Origin of the sequence: Psychrobacillus sp. NPDC096623 (genome assembly GCF_044762655.1) — a bacterium.
Classification (GTDB): domain Bacteria; phylum Bacillota; class Bacilli; order Bacillales_A; family Planococcaceae; genus Psychrobacillus.
This window is the reverse complement of sequence record NZ_JBIWER010000002.1, coordinates 524,775-543,552: the sequence shown is the minus strand read 5'-3', so window position 1 is coordinate 543,552 and position 18,778 is coordinate 524,775. Positions and strand designations below refer to the sequence as shown.

At 36.8% G+C, this 18,778-nt stretch carries 21 protein-coding genes; 2 read left to right on the top strand and 19 right to left on the bottom strand.

Annotation, left to right across the window (positions count from 1 at the left end):
• Positions 1-721: 721 nt before the first annotated feature.
• A complete protein-coding gene (locus ACIQX2_RS07440; protein WP_402848076.1) occupies positions 722-1,726 on the top strand; it encodes a nucleoid-associated protein in 1,005 nt (334 codons plus the stop codon).
• A 185-nt stretch (positions 1,727-1,911) separates the two neighbouring features.
• On the opposite strand, the gene ACIQX2_RS07435 is transcribed toward ACIQX2_RS07440, so the two are convergent.
• From ACIQX2_RS07435 to ACIQX2_RS07390, 10 genes are all read right to left on the bottom strand, one after another.
• The gene (locus ACIQX2_RS07435; RefSeq protein ID WP_402848074.1) at positions 1,912-2,316 is read right to left on the bottom strand and encodes a DUF4830 domain-containing protein; all 405 of its coding nucleotides are present in this window, start codon (positions 2,314-2,316) and stop codon (positions 1,912-1,914) included.
• Between the two features lie 246 nt (positions 2,317-2,562).
• A complete protein-coding gene (panD, locus tag ACIQX2_RS07430) occupies positions 2,563-2,946 on the bottom strand; it encodes an aspartate 1-decarboxylase (protein WP_402848072.1) in 384 nt (127 codons plus the stop codon).
• A 26-nt stretch (positions 2,947-2,972) separates the two neighbouring features.
• Entirely contained in the window at positions 2,973-3,803 is an 831-nt protein-coding gene (panC, locus tag ACIQX2_RS07425) for a pantoate--beta-alanine ligase (RefSeq protein ID WP_402848070.1), read from the bottom strand.
• Complete coding sequence (gene panB / locus ACIQX2_RS07420; protein ID WP_402848068.1) at positions 3,778-4,635, bottom strand: 3-methyl-2-oxobutanoate hydroxymethyltransferase; 858 nt, start codon at positions 4,633-4,635, stop codon at positions 3,778-3,780. The genes panC and panB overlap by 26 nt, the downstream gene beginning before the upstream one ends.
• 222 nt (positions 4,636-4,857) lie before the next feature.
• Entirely contained in the window at positions 4,858-5,847 is a 990-nt protein-coding gene (locus tag ACIQX2_RS07415) for a biotin--[acetyl-CoA-carboxylase] ligase (RefSeq protein ID WP_402848065.1), read from the bottom strand.
• Positions 5,831-7,039 carry a CCA tRNA nucleotidyltransferase gene (locus tag ACIQX2_RS07410; protein ID WP_402848063.1) on the bottom strand — a complete coding sequence of 403 codons (1,209 nt, stop codon included), beginning with the start codon at positions 7,037-7,039 and terminating at the stop codon, positions 5,831-5,833. Before ACIQX2_RS07410 ends, ACIQX2_RS07415 begins: the two co-directional genes overlap by 17 nt.
• Positions 7,017-8,147 carry an N-acetyl-alpha-D-glucosaminyl L-malate synthase BshA gene (bshA, locus tag ACIQX2_RS07405; protein WP_402848061.1) on the bottom strand — a complete coding sequence of 377 codons (1,131 nt, stop codon included), beginning with the start codon at positions 8,145-8,147 and terminating at the stop codon, positions 7,017-7,019. Before bshA ends, ACIQX2_RS07410 begins: the two co-directional genes overlap by 23 nt.
• An 11-nt stretch (positions 8,148-8,158) precedes the next feature.
• Complete coding sequence (gene mgsA / locus ACIQX2_RS07400) at positions 8,159-8,566, bottom strand: methylglyoxal synthase (RefSeq protein WP_093060863.1); 408 nt, start codon at positions 8,564-8,566, stop codon at positions 8,159-8,161.
• Between the two features lie 10 nt (positions 8,567-8,576).
• A complete protein-coding gene (gene dapB / locus ACIQX2_RS07395) occupies positions 8,577-9,353 on the bottom strand; it encodes a 4-hydroxy-tetrahydrodipicolinate reductase (RefSeq protein ID WP_402848058.1) in 777 nt (258 codons plus the stop codon).
• Between the two features lie 2 nt (positions 9,354-9,355).
• Complete coding sequence (locus ACIQX2_RS07390; protein ID WP_402848056.1) at positions 9,356-9,688, bottom strand: nucleotide pyrophosphohydrolase; 333 nt, start codon at positions 9,686-9,688, stop codon at positions 9,356-9,358.
• A gap of 106 nt (positions 9,689-9,794) precedes the next feature.
• Between ACIQX2_RS07390 and ACIQX2_RS07385 the strand changes: the two genes are divergently transcribed.
• Positions 9,795-10,664 carry a YitT family protein gene (locus ACIQX2_RS07385; protein ID WP_402848054.1) on the top strand — a complete coding sequence of 290 codons (870 nt, stop codon included), beginning with the start codon at positions 9,795-9,797 and terminating at the stop codon, positions 10,662-10,664.
• Positions 10,665-11,078: 414 nt separating this feature from the next.
• Here the strand turns inward: ACIQX2_RS07385 and ACIQX2_RS07380 are convergent, their stop codons facing one another.
• From ACIQX2_RS07380 to aroA, 9 genes are all read right to left on the bottom strand, one after another.
• The gene (locus ACIQX2_RS07380; protein ID WP_402849137.1) at positions 11,079-11,702 is read right to left on the bottom strand and encodes a zinc metallopeptidase; all 624 of its coding nucleotides are present in this window, start codon (positions 11,700-11,702) and stop codon (positions 11,079-11,081) included.
• A 115-nt stretch (positions 11,703-11,817) separates the two neighbouring features.
• On the bottom strand, positions 11,818-12,399 hold the full coding sequence (gene lhaT, locus ACIQX2_RS07375; protein ID WP_402849135.1) for a lipoprotein heptaprenylglyceryl N-acetyltransferase LhaT: 582 nt from the start codon (positions 12,397-12,399) through the stop codon (positions 11,818-11,820).
• A gap of 78 nt (positions 12,400-12,477) precedes the next feature.
• The gene (locus ACIQX2_RS07370) at positions 12,478-13,260 is read right to left on the bottom strand and encodes a menaquinol-cytochrome c reductase cytochrome b/c subunit (protein WP_402848052.1); all 783 of its coding nucleotides are present in this window, start codon (positions 13,258-13,260) and stop codon (positions 12,478-12,480) included.
• A gap of 41 nt (positions 13,261-13,301) precedes the next feature.
• Entirely contained in the window at positions 13,302-13,976 is a 675-nt protein-coding gene (qcrB, locus tag ACIQX2_RS07365; RefSeq protein ID WP_093060857.1) for a menaquinol-cytochrome c reductase cytochrome b subunit, read from the bottom strand.
• Positions 13,977-13,996: 20 nt separating this feature from the next.
• Complete coding sequence (locus ACIQX2_RS07360) at positions 13,997-14,500, bottom strand: QcrA and Rieske domain-containing protein (RefSeq protein ID WP_093060856.1); 504 nt, start codon at positions 14,498-14,500, stop codon at positions 13,997-13,999.
• Between the two features lie 157 nt (positions 14,501-14,657).
• Complete coding sequence (locus ACIQX2_RS07355) at positions 14,658-15,104, bottom strand: DUF2487 family protein (protein ID WP_402848049.1); 447 nt, start codon at positions 15,102-15,104, stop codon at positions 14,658-14,660.
• Between the two features lie 12 nt (positions 15,105-15,116).
• Entirely contained in the window at positions 15,117-15,668 is a 552-nt protein-coding gene (locus ACIQX2_RS07350) for a ReoY family proteolytic degradation factor (RefSeq protein ID WP_093060854.1), read from the bottom strand.
• A 20-nt stretch (positions 15,669-15,688) separates the two neighbouring features.
• On the bottom strand, positions 15,689-16,933 hold the full coding sequence (locus tag ACIQX2_RS07345; protein ID WP_402848046.1) for a tetratricopeptide repeat protein: 1,245 nt from the start codon (positions 16,931-16,933) through the stop codon (positions 15,689-15,691).
• A 548-nt stretch (positions 16,934-17,481) separates the two neighbouring features.
• Positions 17,482-18,774, bottom strand: coding sequence for a 3-phosphoshikimate 1-carboxyvinyltransferase (gene aroA, locus ACIQX2_RS07340; RefSeq protein WP_402848044.1), 1,293 nt, complete (start codon positions 18,772-18,774; stop codon positions 17,482-17,484).
• Positions 18,775-18,778 lie beyond the last annotated feature (4 nt).

The following is an 18,778-nucleotide window of genomic DNA, read 5'->3' as shown; positions in this document are numbered from 1 at the left end:
GCTAGCATACGAACGGGATAAACTATAACAAACTAGGGCGGTACCACTGTCAACATTGACTTTTGGTACAGCCCCTTCTATAGTGCAACAACAATTATGGATGACTGTTTTGTCCGGTGCCTTTATCGCAATATTTGCTGATAAGAGCAAATGCAAAAAAAAATGTTAAACTTCCTCATCTCTACTAGATTTCTTGGTGGATTTAGGAACTGAACCATATATATTAGATTTCTTGTCAATGAGGCATATCTTGCTTACATTGAAAATATAAAAGCGATTCCGAATTTGAATCACTTTACTCGTTTGGTTAACTAGTTTGTAACTTTTTTAGTAATAAAGCATTTGCTATAACTCCAATTAACCCAGTAATTGCTAAAATATATGCTACAAACAAAGATGTTGAAGAGAAGTATTCTAAACATACCTATTGCAAAAATAAGTAAACTGCATAATAGTGTAATAATTGTACGAGTCTTTCTTTTCATTATCCAATCCCCCTAAAAGTAAATAATTCCCTATTTAAATGTTACCATATACACCTTTTAATGTAACAATTAATTAATTTAATCAAACTTTACATTTAAGTAGTAATAGAGCGTTAATCCTTTTGGATATACTACCCATTTGCTAAGCTATTTAATTAAAGCTTAAATGTATGATAATATTATGCGGAGTATGATATGGTAAATTATCTACAACTAAAGATTAGAAGGTGAAGACCATGCTAGAAGTAAGTGAAAGTAAATTAGCACAGTATGTCGTACATTATGTAGGCGATACACTTGTGTTTGGAGATCAGGCACTCTCCCGGCCAGAGGTTATGCTAGAAGCAGCCTTTACACAATTAGCATTCAATAGAATTGATCTGGAGCAGCAATTTGAATTTTTTCATGAAACAGACATTGAGTTAAATGAATTATATACATATGTAAATTCAATTTTTGATCAGAACAGCAGTTTTCTTGAACAATCAAAACATATTGCAACTCATTTAAAAAGTGTATCCCAACATCCTAATATTAAAAATGGCGAATTGTTTATAGGATTATTTGATAATTGCTTATGGCATTCAGAAGTAAAAAAGGCATTAGCCATTGTGAAGATAGATGAAAAAGAAATGTTTCTAGACGTGAAAAACGAGCAAAACAAAATGATTGTGAGTGGCGTCGATGGTATTAATGTAAAAAAAATCAATAATATAGCAGTCTTCGTAGATATTGGACCAGACGTAGCACCTGCTGTCTTTATGAAAACGAAGAAAAAAGAGGATGTTGTTTATTGGCAAGAGCGTTTTCTAAAGATTAAAGTAGCTGATGAACATTATCATAAAACGAACTTAGCGTTAACAGAGTGTAAAAAATATATTATTAAAGAAGAAAGTTACACTAATACCGAAAAATTAGGTTTTTTAAACAAAACACTTGATTATTTTAGAAATGAAGAAGAATTTCAGGTAGATAACTATATTGATACAGTCTTTGACAAAACCGATCCAGTCCAAAAAGACATTATCGTCCAATCAGTAAAACCTTATGAAACGGTCATTTCGGAGAGCGCTATAGCAAAGGTAGAAAAAACGTATAAACGTAAAATAAAGCTAGATTCCAATATTGAGATTCAAGTGAATGTACGGGACATTGAACAAGTGGATAAGCTTATCGAGGTTGGCTATGATGAATTAACACATAGAAAGTTTTATAAAATCTATTTCCAAGAAGAAATTTAATCATAGACTTATAAAAAAACTTCAAAGTTTCGGAAGTACAACATTATATCTTCTATCGTTTTCAAAGTGCTTTAGACAGTATTTTTGCTAGAGGCAGGTCATGACTAACGTCACGATCAGCCTGCATTCTGTCTTTAATGAGTTTTCCTGTACATTTATAACGCTTAACATACTTAATACCAGTATTACTTTTTAATCATATGTTCTGTTTTCAAACGCTCTTTATCGTCCAAGTTAAATCTACCAGGCTCCCAACTCGAAAGAATGCCATATCCCCCAATAATATCTTCATCTACTTCGAATAATGATACTTCAATAGGTTTGCCTTCTACATCTTTCTCCTTTAGCTTATAAGAATATTCCGTCACTTCTTTTCCAATATATTTTCCTAAGAAGGTAATACCACTAGCTTCATAATTACTAAGCATTTCATCAGGAATCTCTAATTGATGTGTATCAACTTCTAAAAGCTCTTTTATTTCCCAGCCTTTTTTAGATAGATATAGCTCATGCTGTTTGTTAAGGCTTTTTTGACCACACCCAGAGATCAACAGTAGCATAACTAATATTGCCAATGCTTTCCTCATCATAACTAACTCCCCTATCAGTTATCTCATTTTGAGATAAAACTTCTTTATTAGTACTATGAGTTCTATAAAAATAGCCAATAACCCTTCTCTTTTGATCAGTTAACCTCTACCTTACTCTCCTAGTTACTAAAAAGTTACCTAGCTATCGTTAAGTTCTGACTTGTGTAAGGAAACTCACACATATTTAAAAAGCCTAACTTTGAAGTCATATTCAGACTCTTCAAAGGCAGGCTTAATTTTTCTCCATTACATAACTGTAGCTTCTGGTTCGTAATGAATAATTTGATCAATAGTATTATCTTGGTTCATAATCGCAACTGTTGGCTTATGTGATTGTGCTTCTTCATTCATCACATAAGCATACGAAAGAATTATCACTACATCCCCACGTTGCACTAAGCGTGCTGCTGCTCCGTTTACACAAATCACTCCACTTCCACGTTCACCAGAGATGATATATGTTTCGAAACGGGCACCGTTATTATTATTAACGATATGCACTTTTTCATTTGGAAGCATTCCCACAGCATCTAATATATTCTGGTCAATTGTAATACTTCCTACATAATTTAAATCCGCTTCCGTGACAACTGCGCGGTGAATTTTACCATTTAACATCATTCGTAACATGTGTTACACATCCTTTAACTTATATATTAGATTAAAATATTATCTATTAAACGAGCTTTCTCAAAAAATACAGCTGTGGCAAACAAAACTTCCTTTGTATCATCCGACACTGGCTGCAACGAAGGATACGATAACGCTTCAAAATAATCGATTTTACCAGACGTATTACGTTCAATATGCTCTTTTCCTTTAACTATTGCTACTGTTAAATCATTTGTTTCTTCCCATGTAATAGTCGCTAACTGCAAAGCTTTATACAAATGAATAGCCTCTGCACGTTCCTGTTCACTTAAAAATACATTACGAGAACTTTTAGCAAGGCCGTCTGATTCTCTCACTGTCTGTACTCGAACTATTTCAACAGGAAAGTTATACGCTTTCACAAATGTCTCAATAATCGCTAACTGCTGTGCATCCTTTTGTCCAAAATATGCCTTCGTTGGCTGAACGAGATGAAATAATTTAGTGATTACTTTAAGAACTCCATCAAAATGACCAGGTCTGCTCTCACCACATAGCTTTTTCGAAAGCTCTCCTACTGTAATTGAGATACTACTTTCAAATGGATACATCTCTTCTGGTGTTGGTATGAATAATATATCTACACCGGCACTCGTCGCTAGCTGTGTATCTCTTTTGATATCTCTTGGGTAGCGATCTAAGTCTTCATTTGGTCCAAATTGGGCAGGATTGACGAAAATACTCGCCACTACTAAATCATTTTCACTTCTTGATTTGTTTAACAGTGCCAGATGACCTTCGTGTAAATAACCCATCGTGGGAACAAAACCAATTGTTTTATCTTTATTTATAGCAATTATTTGTTTTAGCTCATTGATCGTTTGTACTGTTTGCATGATTGCCTCCATATAGTTGTGAAAGTTGTTCTTCCTTCATCGTAAAGGAATGATCCAATGTTGGGAAAGTACCATTTTTTACTTCATCTACATATTGCTTGATACCTGCCAGAATCGGTTCCCCTACATTTGCAAATTCCTTAACAAATTTAGGAATATGATGTGTACCGTACTTCACCATATCATGGAACACCAATACTTGACCGTCTGCTGCGGCACCCGCTCCAATTCCTATTGTAGGGATTGTAAGAGATTTAGAAATTGTTTCTGTCAGCTGGTGTGGAATACATTCTAAAACGACCGCACAAGCCCCTGCTTCCTCACATAATTTAGCATCTTCTATTAACTTTTCTGCTGCTGCGGCAGTTTTACCTTGTACTTTATAGCCACCTAATACGCCAGCAGATTGAGGTAATAAACCAAGATGGGCGACAACTGGAATTCCTGCAAAAGTCAATTTTTCTATGACGGGTAAAACAGCATCCGCACCTTCTAGTTTCACAGCCTGTGCACCTGTTTGCTGCAGTAATTGAACCGCATTTGTAAGCGCTTGATCTAGAGAACCATGAAATGTTCCAAAAGGCATATCAACTACCAGGAAAGTATCCTTGGCGCCACGTCTAACAGCTTTACCATGATGAATCATATCATCCATTGTTACGAGTACAGTAGAATCATAGCCGAGCACTACCATCCCTAGTGAATCTCCGACTAGAATCATATCCATTCCTCCATCTTCTGCAAATTTTGCCGTTGGAAAATCGTAAGCTGTCATCATCGTAATTTTCTCATTGTTTTTTTTCATACTAATAAAGTTACTCGTTGTTTTCATACTATTATCCCTCCATTTGTAGTGAAGAGAAAACCATATAAAAACCCTCCTATTCCAATTTGGACAGAAGGGCAGAAAAATTATGTTCATAGGTTTTCTCCGTCCCTGTCATGTAGATCAAGGCAGACTATTTAGTTAAACAAACTTTTTTCTAAAGGTGCAGTTCGAATAAGATACTGCCCAACACATACAGAATAACAAAAAAAATGATATTCGTCCAAATTAACTTCTTTCCAGTAAATGAATATCTGCGGAATATACACCACGAATTTCACCACTGTCTAGTTTTAGTTCTAAAACTCCATCATTCGTAATACCTAAGGCAACACCTTCAATGGTTTCTCGCAACATAGTGGCACGTATGCGTTTGCCAATTGTGCAGTTATGACTTTCCCAAAGAATTTTAATAGGTTTAAAGCCTTTTTCTACGTACAAATCTCCATACTTCTCCAAATAATAAAGGATTTTAGCTACTAACAAGGAACGATCTATCTCTTCCCCCGTTTCTATTTTCAGTGACGTCGCAATTGATTGAATCGATTCGTCAAATGTACTCAATTCCTGATTTACATTGACACCGATACCTATAATAATGGAATGGACGATATCCATCTCAGCCTGTAACTCAGTCAAAATTCCTGTAACTTTTTTTCCATTAATAAGGATATCATTTGGCCATTTAATCTGAGGAGCAAGATTAGTCACCTCTTGAATTGCTTGAGTGATAGCGACAGCAGAAACAAGTGTGAATGGTGCAGCAAACTCCGGACTAATTTTTGGACGAATAATGACACTCATCCATATGCCTTTGTTTGCACTAGAATCCCAGCTTCTTTCTAATCTTCCTTTTCCAGCAGTTTGTTCCTCAGCAATAATAACTGTTCCATGAGGAGCGTCTTCCCGTGCTTTATTTGCCGCTATAACTTGTGTAGATTCGCAAGTTGTATAATAATCCATATTTCTTCCTAAATACTTTGTGCTTAGCTTAGGAATAACTTGCGCAGGAGAAACTAAATCAGGTATAGACTGTAAAATATAGCCTTTCTTTTTGATGGCTTCAATTACGTAGCCATCCTCTTCAATACTTTTCAAATGCTTCCAGATCATTGTTCGTGAAATTTCCAATTCATCTGCAAGCTTCTGTCCGGAAACAGGTTCCCCGTTTGCATTTAATAGAGTAGAAAGAATTTTTTCTTTAATGGAGATATTCATGCGAAAACCATCCCTTTATTTCTTGTCTGTCATTTTTAATATGACCATTTACAATCATGCTCGTTAATCTATCTAACACTTCTTTTATCCACGGGCCTCTTTTATCGTTTGCCCATTCCATGAGGTCATTTCCATTGACTACCATATCTTTTTTGGAGGCAATTGGAATGGAACGTTTTCGTTTTAATAATAGCTCAAATGGTTCGGTTATTTCCTTTGAAAGAACCGAATTCCCAAAAAAGTATGCAACCGATAATACATCCTCACTAAACTGAAATAATTCATCAGTTGTCCAAGTGCCTTTTGCTAAACTATGCACTGCTTCTAAAACGTTTTTCACATGTCTTTTCTCTTCATTTGAGCATTTATAATAATTTAACAGTTCATTAACCTTCACATCACTCTGCAAAAGAGTAAAGTATGCCCATCCATTTGCTTTCACGTTAAAGCTACAAAAGTCAGCCCAACTTTTAAGTCTGCCTTCCCAGTCACCTGGAAAATTACTTGATAACCCACTGTCTACAAATAATTCCATCCCTTTAAAGGGAAAATCACTTAACCATATTTTCTCCATCTCGACTTTCACTCTTTCGATGGAAACATGTGCGATATGTGCATGCAACGCACGAATTGCATCCAATGTATTTGGCTCAAGAGAGAAATTCAATTGTGCCGAAAAACGTATCGCTCGTAACATTCGTAGTGCATCTTCTGAGAATCTAAGCTGAGGATTTCCTACAGCCTGAATGATTCCTTTTTCGATAGCTTGTCTTCCTCCGAAATAATCTACCAGCTCATCCTCTTTTGTTAATGCCATTGCATTTATCGTAAAATCTCGTCTTTGTAAGTCCTCTTTTAAAGTACGCACGAATGTAACCTCATCTGGTCTTCTAAAATCTGAGTAAGTCGATTCCGAACGATACGTAGTTACCTCAATAGACTCATCCGATACAACTAATACAGTACCATGTTCTATCCCTACATCAATTGTGTGAGGAAATATTGCTTTGACTTCTATTGGCGTAGCATTCGTGGTTATATCCACATCATTCACAGGTGCGTTACGTACAAAGTCTCGGACAGCCCCTCCGACTACAAATGCCTCGAAACCTGCTCGTTCCAGTTCATCTATTATTTTATAAGCTGCTGGCCACCGATTTTTCATAACGCTATTTTCTCGCCACTCTTTCATACATCGCTTCGTATTGTTCAACAATGCTTTTTGAATTAAAACGATCCTGAACAATCTCAATTGATCTATCTACTATTTGTTTATGTAATGTCGGGTTTTGTAAAATTTTCAAACCATATTCCGCTACTTTCTCAAAATCGCCTAATTCAACGATATAGCCGTTTTCACCATTCGTAATTACTTCGGGAATTCCTCCTACATTCGTCCCGATGCAGGGTACTCCACAAGCCATTGCTTCCAGTAACACAAGACCAAAAGACTCTTTTTCAGAAAGCAACAACATAAGATCTGCTACTGCATAAAGCTCCGATAAACTTTCCTGTTTCCCTAAAAACAACACTTCGTTTTCGATGGAAGTGCCTTTAATAGATTCCATCACAGGATGTTTTTCAGGGCCATCCCCGACCAACAGCAGCTTAGAAGGAACTTCATCATGAATTAATTTAAAGCTGTTTACTATATCCGGTACATGCTTCACTTTTCTAAAGTTAGAAACATGAATAACTACTTTTTCATGTGGTTTTATCCCTAATAGTTCTTTTAGGTTACCTGAATCCTTTTTGGTGTATTCTCGTTCATCTATAAAATTATATATCGTCTCAATATCTTTATCTGGTGCTATTAAATCCATCGTTTCTTGGGCAAGAGAGTTAGATACCGCTGTAACGATATCTGATTTCTCTATTCCGTATTTGATAGCACCTTTTAGGGAAGAGTCATAGCCTAATACTGTAATATCTGTGCCATGTAAAGTTGTCACAATACCAATATCTGAATTAGCTATATCTTTAGCTAAAATAGCACACACTGCATGAGGTATTGCATAATGGACATGCAATACATCTAATTGTTGGTCTACAATTACCTCAGCCATTTTATTGGCAAGTGCAATGTCATATGGAGCATATTGAAAAACAGAATAACTATTCACTTCGACTTGGTGAAATGTGATTGTTGGATATATTTTATTTAATCGGAAAGGGATTCCTGAAGTGATGAAATGTATTTCATGCCCTTTTGCTGCAAGCATTTTCCCAAGTTCTGTTGCAATTACTCCTGATCCTCCAACTGTTGGATAGCAAGTAATACCTATTTTCAATTTACGCATTTAACCACTTCCTAACGTGAACGTCTCTCTTCCAATAAACGCCAATCTAAAAATCCTTCTTCAATACCTTTTAACAAAATTTCAGCTGTTCCCATATTAGTTGCAAGCGGAATCTGATATACATCACAAAGTCGAATGAGCGCAGTTACATCCGGCTCATGTGGCTGGGCAGTAAGTGGATCACGGAAAAATATAACCATATCCATTTCGTTATTGGCAATTGCAGAGCCTATTTGTTGGTCTCCGCCTAGTGGTCCTGACTTATATCTAAATACATCTAAGCCGACTTCATCGATAATTCTAGTTCCTGTTGTTCCAGTAGCAAATAATTCGTGATCCTCTAATATTGATTTAAAGGCAGTTACGAACTGTATTAAATCTTCTTTTTTCTGGTCATGTGCAACTAATGCAATTCTCATTTTTTACCTCCTATAATATAATATCCTCTAAACCGTAAGTCAGTACATTACGTTTCATGACTTCCTCAATAGACAGTACAATTCCAGACATAAAGGAAGCGCGATCAAAGGAGTCATGACGAAGCGTAAGCAATTGTCCTTCTCCACCTAGCATTACCTGCTGATGAGCAACTAAACCAGGTAAACGGACACTATGAATATGCATGCCATCCATATTTGCTCCTCTTGCCCCTTGAATAGTTTCTTCCTCACTCGGATGACCTTGCTTCATCGAGTCGCGTGTTTGCTGAATCATTTGAGCCGTCTTTATAGCTGTTCCTGAAGGTGCATCTACCTTTTGATCGTGATGCATTTCGATAATCTCCACATTTGGTAAATATTTTGCTGCTGTTTGTGCAAACTTCATCATAAGGACTGCACCAATCGAAAAATTAGGCGCGATAATACAACCTACTTGTTTTTCTTCTACTTTGTTGCGTAATGTATCTAATTGTAAATCAGTAAAGCCTGTAGTTCCAATCACAGGTCTTACCCCAAATTCCAATGCAGTCATTGCATGCTCAAATACGGCTGAAGGTACTGTAAGATCAACCAATACATCAGGTTCAGTTTGCTCTATTAATAAGTTTAAAGAAGTGAAGATAGGAATTTTATCACCTAGGCACTCCATTTCTTTCTTCGAATCTAAAACTGCTACCAATAAAAAATCTTTGTTGTTAATGACCGTTGCTACTGCCTCTCTTCCCATTTTACCTCTTGGCCCAGCAACTGCTACTTTTATAACCATTATTATTCCTCCTTCTTTGTCCATCTATCTTTGTCTCGTGTATTGTATTTATTCAAAACTTGTTCCAATGACTTTTGCAGATCAATACCTTCCGCATTTGCTAAGCAGATTAAAACGAAAAAGAAATCTCCCAGTTCATCAGCTATCTCTTTTTCTACTTCTGTATCTTTTTTCTTCTTTGTACCATACTTATGTTGAATCTCTCTAGAAAGCTCTCCCAATTCTTCTGTTAGTCTTGCTAATAGCTCTAGGGGAGGAAAGTAACCTTCTCTATATTGATTTATGTATAAATCTACTTTTTGTTGTAGTTCAAATAAACTTTTTTTATCTGTCAAAATATAATCTCTCCTTTTCCATCGTAATAAATTTATCCTCTAGTTGTCAAAGCCATCAAAATAATTGATAATAACTTAAGTATGAACTAATAAGTGGGGTGGAACAATGGGACTTGGACTTAAATTTAAAAATATTGTCATGATAATTTTCGGTGCAGCCATCTATAGTTTTGGCTTTGTTCATTTTAATATGCAAAATGAACTTGGAGAAGGTGGATTTTCTGGTATTACCCTCGTTTTATATTTTGTATTTAACTGGGATGTAGCCTTGATGAATCTTCTGTTAAATATACCAATGTTCATCATTGGGTGGAAGCTACTTGGTCGAAAAATGTTTGCCTATACACTGATCGGAACAGTTTCAGTATCAGTATTTCTAAAGTTGTTTAATATTTATGAGTTTCAGTTAGGGTTAGAAGACGACCTGTTTCTAGTATCCCTATTTGCTGGTGTGTTCGTAGGTTTAGGCTTAGGAATTATTTTCAAGTATGGAGGCACTACTGGGGGCGTAGATATCATTGCCCGTCTTGTATTTAAATACAAGGGCTGGAGTATGGGGAAAACAATGTTTATCTTTGATGCATTTGTCATATTATTATCATGGACAACCTTCCTAAACGAGCGTTCCATGATGTATACACTTGTAGCGGTATATGTGGGAGCAAGGGTTATCGACTTTGTACAGGAAGGTGCTTATTCTGCCAGAGGCGCATTTATCATTTCCGAGAGACAAAATGAGATTGCAGATATTATTACGAATAAGTTATCGCGCGGTGTGACTATATTAAATGGACATGGACATTTTACAAAAAATAGTCGGGAAGTAATCTATTGTGTCGTGGCAAAAAACCAGCTTAGCGCTTTGAAAACGGTTATTAGCTCCGTTGATCCGCATGCATTTGTATCTATAACGGAAGTAAAGGATGTAATGGGTGAAGGTTTCACGTTAGATGATGAGAAAAACCCGATAGATTAGTTAGATGGGATTGTTCAGTTATGATACTTGTATAATCCCTTTTTGATTTTATCAATCCAATCAATAAGTTATTAGATATAATTTTACAATTTGAAAAGAGCTAATACTATAGGACCGAAAAAGATGAATAAAGATACAAGTCAACTTCTAAACAGGTTATTTACTAATATATAGTTATTTATAATAGCAAAGGAGATTTCAATATTCAATCATATATTAGCGTTCAAAAGCCTTTAACTAGCGCTCATTTGGTCCATACTAGCGTTTTCTTAGGGTTACTCGCGGTACTACTTCTTTTAAATCTCACTATTCAATGTTTTACTTGCGAAACGAGAAATTTATCCATTAAATTTCACTATTGAAACAAAACTGGAGAGCAATGACTTATGTCATCGCTCTCCATTTTTCAATTTTTTAATCGTTGCGAGTCATTCCTGTATAGATTAATACTAAACGTAATAATTCTAGAACAGCTACTGCGGCTGCAGCTACATATGTTAATGCAGCAGCACTTAATACTTTTTTCGCGTGACGTTCTTCCTCATTGCGAATTACACCAAGCGATACCATTTGGTTCATCGCGCGGTTTGAAGCGTTAAATTCCACGGGTAACGTAACAATTTGGAATACAACTCCTGCTGCTAACAGAACAATTCCTATTAGAAGTAAATTAGAAAAGCTAGCTAGCAGTCCAATCATGATGAAAATCCAAGAAGCATTAGATGAAATATTAGCAACTGGCACTAGTTTATGACGCAAGTTTAAAAACGAATACGATTCTTTGTGTTGAATAGCATGTCCGACTTCATGTGCTGCAATCGCAGATCCTGCAACAGAAGCTTCATGAAAGTTATGTGAGGACAAAGCCACTATTTTCGTCATTGGATTGTAGTGATCGCTTAAAAATCCTCTGCTCTCTACTACTTGAACATCCGATAGTCCATTAGCATCTAAAATAGTTCTTGCCACTTGAGCACCTGTCATACCAGAAGTAGAACGAACTTTTGAATACTTTTTATATGTTCTCTTCACTTTCATTTGTGCATACAAAGGCAATAACAAAATTATCGCGAAGTATACGAGATAAGAAGCCAAATTTCTTTTCCCCCTCTCTAATCTATACTATTTATTTTAATGGGAATAGTGGATACATTCAACTGATAAGCTTTGACCTTTTTTGATAAATAAAGATAGCAAGTAAAATACAAGCAATTGATAGCCAAAATGTAAAGTAACCAATTTGATCTGCATATTTGTATAAACTTCTATACGTTGGCATTTGATCAAATACATAATCGATCACATCATTATGCAGTGTCCATATGGAAGCAATAATGATATGGATCCAATTAAATCGGTAATAAGGTATGTATAATATAGCCTGAACAGCCATTGCAAAATGCGATGCTACCAACATCCAACCCATCCATCCGAGATAATCATTTTCCACATATGTCCAAATATTCATTACTACTGCCCACAATCCATATTTTACAAGTGTAATTAACGCTAGAGCTTCGATTAACTTCCAATTTTTCTTTAACAGCCAAGCAAATAATGCAATTGTGAAAAACAAACTTGCTGTTGGGCTGTCTGGTACGAATAGTAGAAATTTTGTGTCTGTTTGTGATAACTGTCCTTTGTACCAATAGTAACCGTAGATGGTGCCAAGTAGATTTACAATGAACAACAACCACATAAATGTTTTGTTATACAAGGTCAGTTTCAATAACATCGCAAGATCTTTCAAACGAACACCCCTTACTAATAGGTATAAAAAAAGAGTCAGTTTCCTGACTCTTTTGCATTTAAATTATTCTTCTGGTTGAAGAGTCGTTATATACTCTGCAAGTTTTTGAAGCTCCTCATCAGTTCCTTGATAAGAACCTGCAGGCATTCCACCTGGTAATCCTTCATGAGCAATTTTAACAATCTCATCTGCAGTGTAATCTAAACCGATTAGAGTCGGTCCAAGCCCACCTTCAAAAGCATTACCATGACAGGTTATACAAGAAGAACCTTGATATAACTTATAGCCTTCAGAAGATTCATCAATTTCAATTGCTACTTCTTCTCTAATTTCACCATAAGCTTTTGCTTTTTCCCAGTCATGGTTTACAACAGATTCCCATGTTAAGAAAATCATTGCAGAAAAGGCAAGAAGCATGAAACCAGTCGGTAATGGACGTTTCCATGGACTTCTTTCTTTACTCGTATCTAAAAACGGTACTAATAATAGCGCTCCAAATGCCAATCCTGGCATAATGATTGCTCCAATAACATTATATGGTCCAGAAGCAAATTCATATTTTAATAATTGATATAAAAACAAGAAATACCAGTCTGGTACTGGAATATAACCTGTGTCAGCTGGATCAGCTGGACGTTCAAGTGGCGATGGATGTGCAACAGTTAATACTAAATAACCAACTAAGAAAACCGCACCGACTAACCATTCTTTCAGTAAGAAGTCAGGCCAGAAAGCTTCTGTTTTACCTGGATACTCAGAATAGTCTTTTGGAGTGTTTTTCTTACGGGCTGATAGATCTGGTACACGTGAGTCTCCAACGAATTTCATGCCTTTTCCGCGATGCATATTGTCCCCTCCTTGTTACAATTATCTGTTCCCTTTACCGATTAAAGTGGTCCAGAAATACCTTGACGACGAATCATGATAAAGTGAGCTGCAAGTAATCCAAAAAGAGCAGCCGGCAAGAAGAATACATGAATCGCAAAGAATCTTGTTAATGTTTGTGCACCGATGATTGTTTCATCACCAGCTAAAAGTGTTTTGATCATCCCACCGATAAATGGCACGGATGCTGCAATTTCAATACCTACTTTCGTTGCGAACAATGCTTTCATGTCCCAAGGAAGTAAGTAACCTGTGAATCCTAAACCTAACATAACAGCGAAGATTAGTACTCCGACCATCCAGTTTAGTTCACGAGGTTTTTTATAAGAACCAGTAAAGAATACACGTAATGTATGTAAGAACATCATAACAATAACAAGTGATGCTCCCCAGTGATGCATCCCACGCACGATTTCACCAAATGCTACTTCATTTTGAAGATAGTATACAGATTCCCATGCATTTTCAATATCCGGTACATAGTACATTGTTAAGAACATACCCGAAAGAATTTGAATTACTGTGATGAAGAATGTTAATCCACCGAAACAGTATACGAATGCAGAGAAATGATGTGCAGGGTTTACGTGTTCTGGTACTTCATGGTCAGCGATATCACGCCATATCGGAGTAATATCTAGACGTTCATCCACCCAATCATAGATTTTATTAAGCACTGATGTCGTACCCCCTTACTTTAAACTAATGTGTTAGGAATAGCTTTCCCAATTTCTAAGAAACCGTCATTTTCACGAACTTCATATTGATCCAACGGACCTAGAGGTGGTGTTTTTGGAACATTACTACCGTTTTTCTCATAACGACCTGCGTGACATGGGCAGAAGAATTGATTTTTGTGCGCTGGGTCACCTTCCCAGTTTACAGTACATCCCAAATGCTTACATACAGGAGATAGTGCGATAATTTTATCGCCTTCTTTGTATACCCAAGCAGCATTTGTAATATCAGACTTGTACCATGCGTCCACTTGTTCAAAAGTGAAATCAACACGTTCTGGAACATCCGTTATGTCGGCAATTTTCTTCTCCGTCAGTACGAAATCTCCGCCTTCTTTTTTCTGCAATACAGGATCAACTGCAAAACGTACCATTGGCATAAGCATTCCTGCTGCCATAAATCCGCCAACACCTGTTAAGGTATAACTTAAAAATTGACGTCTTGATACTTTATTGTTACTCATCCTTTTCCCCCCTCTTACTTAAAGGTCAGTCCAATGGACATACTTGCTTGAATAATAATACTAGGACATATCCATGATATATCAATAAAAAAGGAAGGTCAATATTCGATTACATCGAATCTTTAACTTTATCGACAAATATTGAAAAAAATTGTCACTAATTCGCCCATTTTCTCGCAAAAATAGGTATAAGTTGTCGTAATTGATCTTCTAGTACAGAGTTTCTCATTTTTTGATCCATGGAATCTAGTGGAACAGATGGAGTCCAAATAATGTTTTGTTCTTCCCCTATTGTACTCCACTCTCTATCAGATGTAACGTAAAATATGTGCTTGAAGGAAGCTTTGCTAAGTTCCTCTTGCCACGCTTCTAATACAGACTGCTTGTCCTGACTTCTTGTATAAGAGAAGGAAGGAAATAAAACAATCCTTCCTTTAAACTGATTTTCAATTACATTAGCAAGGGACAATGTAAAGTCTGCCGCAGAAGCTGCAAATGGGAAGCCTTCATCAGAACCGTCAATTTGTATTAGAGGAATAACTGCTGTATCTATAAATTCTTTTTGTGTTTGAAATACTTTACTATCTTTTCCGTTCCAATGCATGTATAACCTCTCCTAAACCTCTTTTTGTTGTATTTGTTTCCACAACTCAGAAAGCTCCATAAACTTTTCTTTGTTTTTTTCATCAATAGCCTGATCAATCTGCTTTTTTAATTGTTCTACTTGAAATGAATACAAGCTTTCACTAACTATATCCTCGGCTATCAATTTATCCTTTTCACTAATCTGCAAATATTTTGGCATATAAGGATTTTCTTCTAAGACAGCCAAATATTCTGGACTAGGTGGCATCATCTGAAAGTTCAATTGGATGTACATATCCTCTTCTGGATGCAACCTTAAATCATGGAAGGACTTTTCAGCATCAGCCGTCATTATGCTCCCTTTGTAAAAGCGAAAAGGGATACCAGAGGATGTCGTAACTGACATAATCATCGCTCGAGGACAGTAATGTGCCTCCTCCACAAAATGTACGTTATTCAACAATGTTTCGTGGCTTATCAAGTAATTCAAGATCCAGACGCACTCTCTTCTTTTCATCTGATACTTTTTTAAAAACCACCGAACAAATTCTTTTTTCTCACCAACTGAAACAGAAGCAGTCACGTAACCTCTCCTTCCTTCATTTATTCGAACATTTCAAACCATTCACTATTTTCCGGTTGAAGTTTCTGCAAAATCAGCACAACTTCTTTCGCCTCTGCCCTTTTCCCATCTTCTAAAAGGAAATAAACAAATTTCTCTAAAAAAGGAACATCCTCTATATGTTCAGTATATGCAAGCTGATAAAATTCGTATGCTTTTTCATAGGATTCTAATCTTTCGTATGCAACAGCTAAAAATGGGTACATTGCAGACCATTCAAAATGCTCCTGTTTCAGCGTTTCATAGAGTTCCACTAGCTCCTCGTCCTTCTCTTCTGTAGAAAATAAAGAAGACAAAATGAAAATAGCATCCATATATTCTGGGTCAAGTGCAATTGCTTCTCTTAAAAAAGTTTCTGCTTCTTTCACTTTACCCAATTTCAAGGAAATTTTACCTGCAAATAAATAATATTCTTTTTCATATTCATCACGAGCGATACCGTCCGTAATTGCTTTTAACGCATCCTCATTTTTCTCTAGCATCGCATATGTCTCTGCAAGGAGCATATAGCCTGAGAAGTAGTCTGGATCAATTTGCAGAAGATCCTCTAGCTGTTTTGCGGCGGTTTCAAAATGCTGAACTTGGAAGGACGCATAAGCTGCATGAAATAACACGTCTGGTGCAACTTCTTTTTTCAATGCTTCGGTGTAATATGGGATCGCTTCTTCATAAGCTGCTCCCGCACTATAGACTTCCGCTAATTTAAGCGATAAATCAACCGCTTGAATAGCTTCTTGGTGCGGTAGTAAATCTTCCATTATACGTGCTGCTTCTAGGTATCTGCCGGTTTCAAACAATAATTCACCTTTAGCATACATCAGTAAAGGTTCTTTTGGTAATAACGTAATTGCTTCGTTTATTTTTTGCTCTGCGACCTCATACAGCCCAATCATTTGATAATAGTCAGCTAACGTGAGCAGTGCTTGTGGATAGGCATCGCTCGTTTTTTCGATTGTCGTAAGCATTTCTAGTGCTTCATCCTCTTTATCCATTTCCAAATAAAGCTGTGCTTGGTCAATTTTCAGCTGATTTTCTTCAGGATATAAAAATTGAAGATGCTCCAACACAGTAATCGCTTCCTGTAAAAAGCCGAACTGAGTCAGCAAATCTGCAAGCTGATATTGCTCATCAGGATCGCCATTCAACAAAAACTGGTCGATCATTTTTCCAAGTTTATGCACGTTTCCTTCTTCCATTAACTGGATAAAAGGTGTCAAGTTGTCCATGTTATCACCATTCTTTCATTATACCTTTATCGTACAAGAACAATTGTTTTTGAACAAGAAAAAAACCCTCTGATTTGATGGAGGGTCCTATAGTGTCATTCAATATAATTTTAGATTCTCTAATGAATCAATTTTATAAAAGCTTATTACCCAGTTAAATCCTCCTAACAACGTTGATTTCCGCTTCAGGCGGACTCTTTCCGCAGGCACTACTCGTGCCTATAGTCTCTCCCTCACTGTTCCCGCTGAAGTCGTCGCCTTCCACACCATTCAACTGGAACAACTTTATTAGAAGCAACTAAAATTTTATAAAGTTGACCATCATCTTTTTTGTAACGAAAAAGAAGTAACCGCCCACAAAAGTTAGACGGTTACTTCAACGCAAATAAAGGTTCAACCACTCTTCTTGACGTTTGGCATTTTTGTAAGACTGGGTGTTGAAAAACAAAGTCTTTGCTAGAATACGTCCATGTTCCTATTCATCCGAAAAAACACATCGGAAAAGATAATATATCTTAAGGACCCAAATCAATCTTGCAGGTATACTTTTATTTTATCACACTAGAAATATCTTCAAAAAATGTCGGGTAGGACACTGCAATGCATCCTGGATTGTCAATATAGACAGGTTCTGTTGTTATAAGTGACGCTACTGCTGCCATCATACCAATACGGTGATCTCCATATGTGAGTAATTCTCCGCCATGAAGTGTCGTTGGGCCTTCGATGATCATACCATCATCTGTTGCGGTAATATTTGCTCCGAGTTTCTTTAATTCATTTACTACTGCATCAATTCGGTTCGTTTCTTTCACTTTTAGCTCTTCTGCATTTTTAATAATTGTTTTCCCTTTAGCTTGTGTAGCTAATAGGGCAATAATAGGTATTTCATCAATCAGTCTTGGGATAAGCTCCCCCCCGATTTCCGTTCCAATTAAGGCAGAGGTCTCGATTTCAATCGTACCCATTTCTTCGTGGCTACTGTTTTCTGAATCATTCACAGTGAAAGATGCACCCATTGCTTGCAGCACGTCCATAATCCCAGTTCTAGTCGGATTCAAACCTACATTGTTTAAAGTTAGTTTACTATTAGGGACAATTGCTCCAGCAACTAAAAAGAACGCTGCTGAAGAAATATCACCAGGTACAACAACATGCGTAGCCGTTAGCTTTTGGCCACCTTGTAAACGAATCGTTTTATCATTTACAGCAATGGACGCACCAAAGTGTTGGAGCATTTTCTCCGTATGATCCCTAGAAGTCTCGATTTCCTCTACAACAGTTTCCCCGTTCGCATTTAAAGCCGCTAGTAAAATGGCAGACTTCACTTGCGCACTTGCTACAGGCATCTTATAGTGAATAGCCTGTAATTTAGTTCCTTCAACTGCAATTGGAGTAAATTGGCCGTTTTCTCGCCCGATCATCTTAGCACCCATTTGTTTCAACGGATCCGTTACTCTTCTCATCGGACGTTTTTGGATAGATTCGTCACCAATTAAAACCGATGAACCGGAAGAACCAGCTAAAATACCGAGCATTAAGCGGGTGGTTGTCCCGGAATTTCCCGTATAAAGAACTTCATCAGGTTCTTTCCAATTCGTTATTCCGTTGCTAGAGATATTCACTTTTTCGCCATCAATGGCAATCTCCACTCCAAGCTTTTGAAAGCAATCAATTGTACTGAGGCAATCATCACTTTGTAAAAACCCTTCGACTGTTGTAGTCCCTTCTGCTATCGCACCAAACATAATCGACCGGTGCGAGACAGATTTATCGCCAGGTATTCGTATAGTCCCCACTAACGAAGGTTGTTCATAATCTAACTTTTTGATAGTTGGCAAGGTC

Coding starts and splice junctions, on each gene's coding strand:
- ACIQX2_RS07435 (WP_402848074.1), bottom strand. CDS start 2,316: ATGATGAGGAAAGCATTGGCAATATTAGTTATGCTACTGTTGATCTCT.
- ACIQX2_RS07385 (WP_402848054.1), top strand. CDS start 9,795: ATGGGACTTGGACTTAAATTTAAAAATATTGTCATGATAATTTTCGGT.
- lhaT (WP_402849135.1), bottom strand. CDS start 12,399: ATGTTATTGAAACTGACCTTGTATAACAAAACATTTATGTGGTTGTTG.
- ACIQX2_RS07370 (WP_402848052.1), bottom strand. CDS start 13,260: ATGCATCGCGGAAAAGGCATGAAATTCGTTGGAGACTCACGTGTACCA.
- ACIQX2_RS07415 (WP_402848065.1), bottom strand. CDS start 5,847: ATGAATATCTCCATTAAAGAAAAAATTCTTTCTACTCTATTAAATGCA.
- panB (WP_402848068.1), bottom strand. CDS start 4,635: ATGAAAACAACGAGTAACTTTATTAGTATGAAAAAAAACAATGAGAAA.
- ACIQX2_RS07345 (WP_402848046.1), bottom strand. CDS start 16,933: ATGGACAACTTGACACCTTTTATCCAGTTAATGGAAGAAGGAAACGTG.
- panC (WP_402848070.1), bottom strand. CDS start 3,803: ATGCAAACAGTACAAACGATCAATGAGCTAAAACAAATAATTGCTATA.
- ACIQX2_RS07360 (WP_093060856.1), bottom strand. CDS start 14,500: ATGAGTAACAATAAAGTATCAAGACGTCAATTTTTAAGTTATACCTTA.
- ACIQX2_RS07355 (WP_402848049.1), bottom strand. CDS start 15,104: ATGCATTGGAACGGAAAAGATAGTAAAGTATTTCAAACACAAAAAGAA.
- ACIQX2_RS07410 (WP_402848063.1), bottom strand. CDS start 7,039: ATGAAAGAGTGGCGAGAAAATAGCGTTATGAAAAATCGGTGGCCAGCA.
- mgsA (WP_093060863.1), bottom strand. CDS start 8,566: ATGAGAATTGCATTAGTTGCACATGACCAGAAAAAAGAAGATTTAATA.
- panD (WP_402848072.1), bottom strand. CDS start 2,946: ATGTTACGAATGATGTTAAATGGTAAAATTCACCGCGCAGTTGTCACG.
- ACIQX2_RS07380 (WP_402849137.1), bottom strand. CDS start 11,702: ATGAAAGTGAAGAGAACATATAAAAAGTATTCAAAAGTTCGTTCTACT.
- bshA (WP_402848061.1), bottom strand. CDS start 8,147: ATGCGTAAATTGAAAATAGGTATTACTTGCTATCCAACAGTTGGAGGA.
- ACIQX2_RS07440 (WP_402848076.1), top strand. CDS start 722: ATGCTAGAAGTAAGTGAAAGTAAATTAGCACAGTATGTCGTACATTAT.
- dapB (WP_402848058.1), bottom strand. CDS start 9,353: ATGGTTATAAAAGTAGCAGTTGCTGGGCCAAGAGGTAAAATGGGAAGA.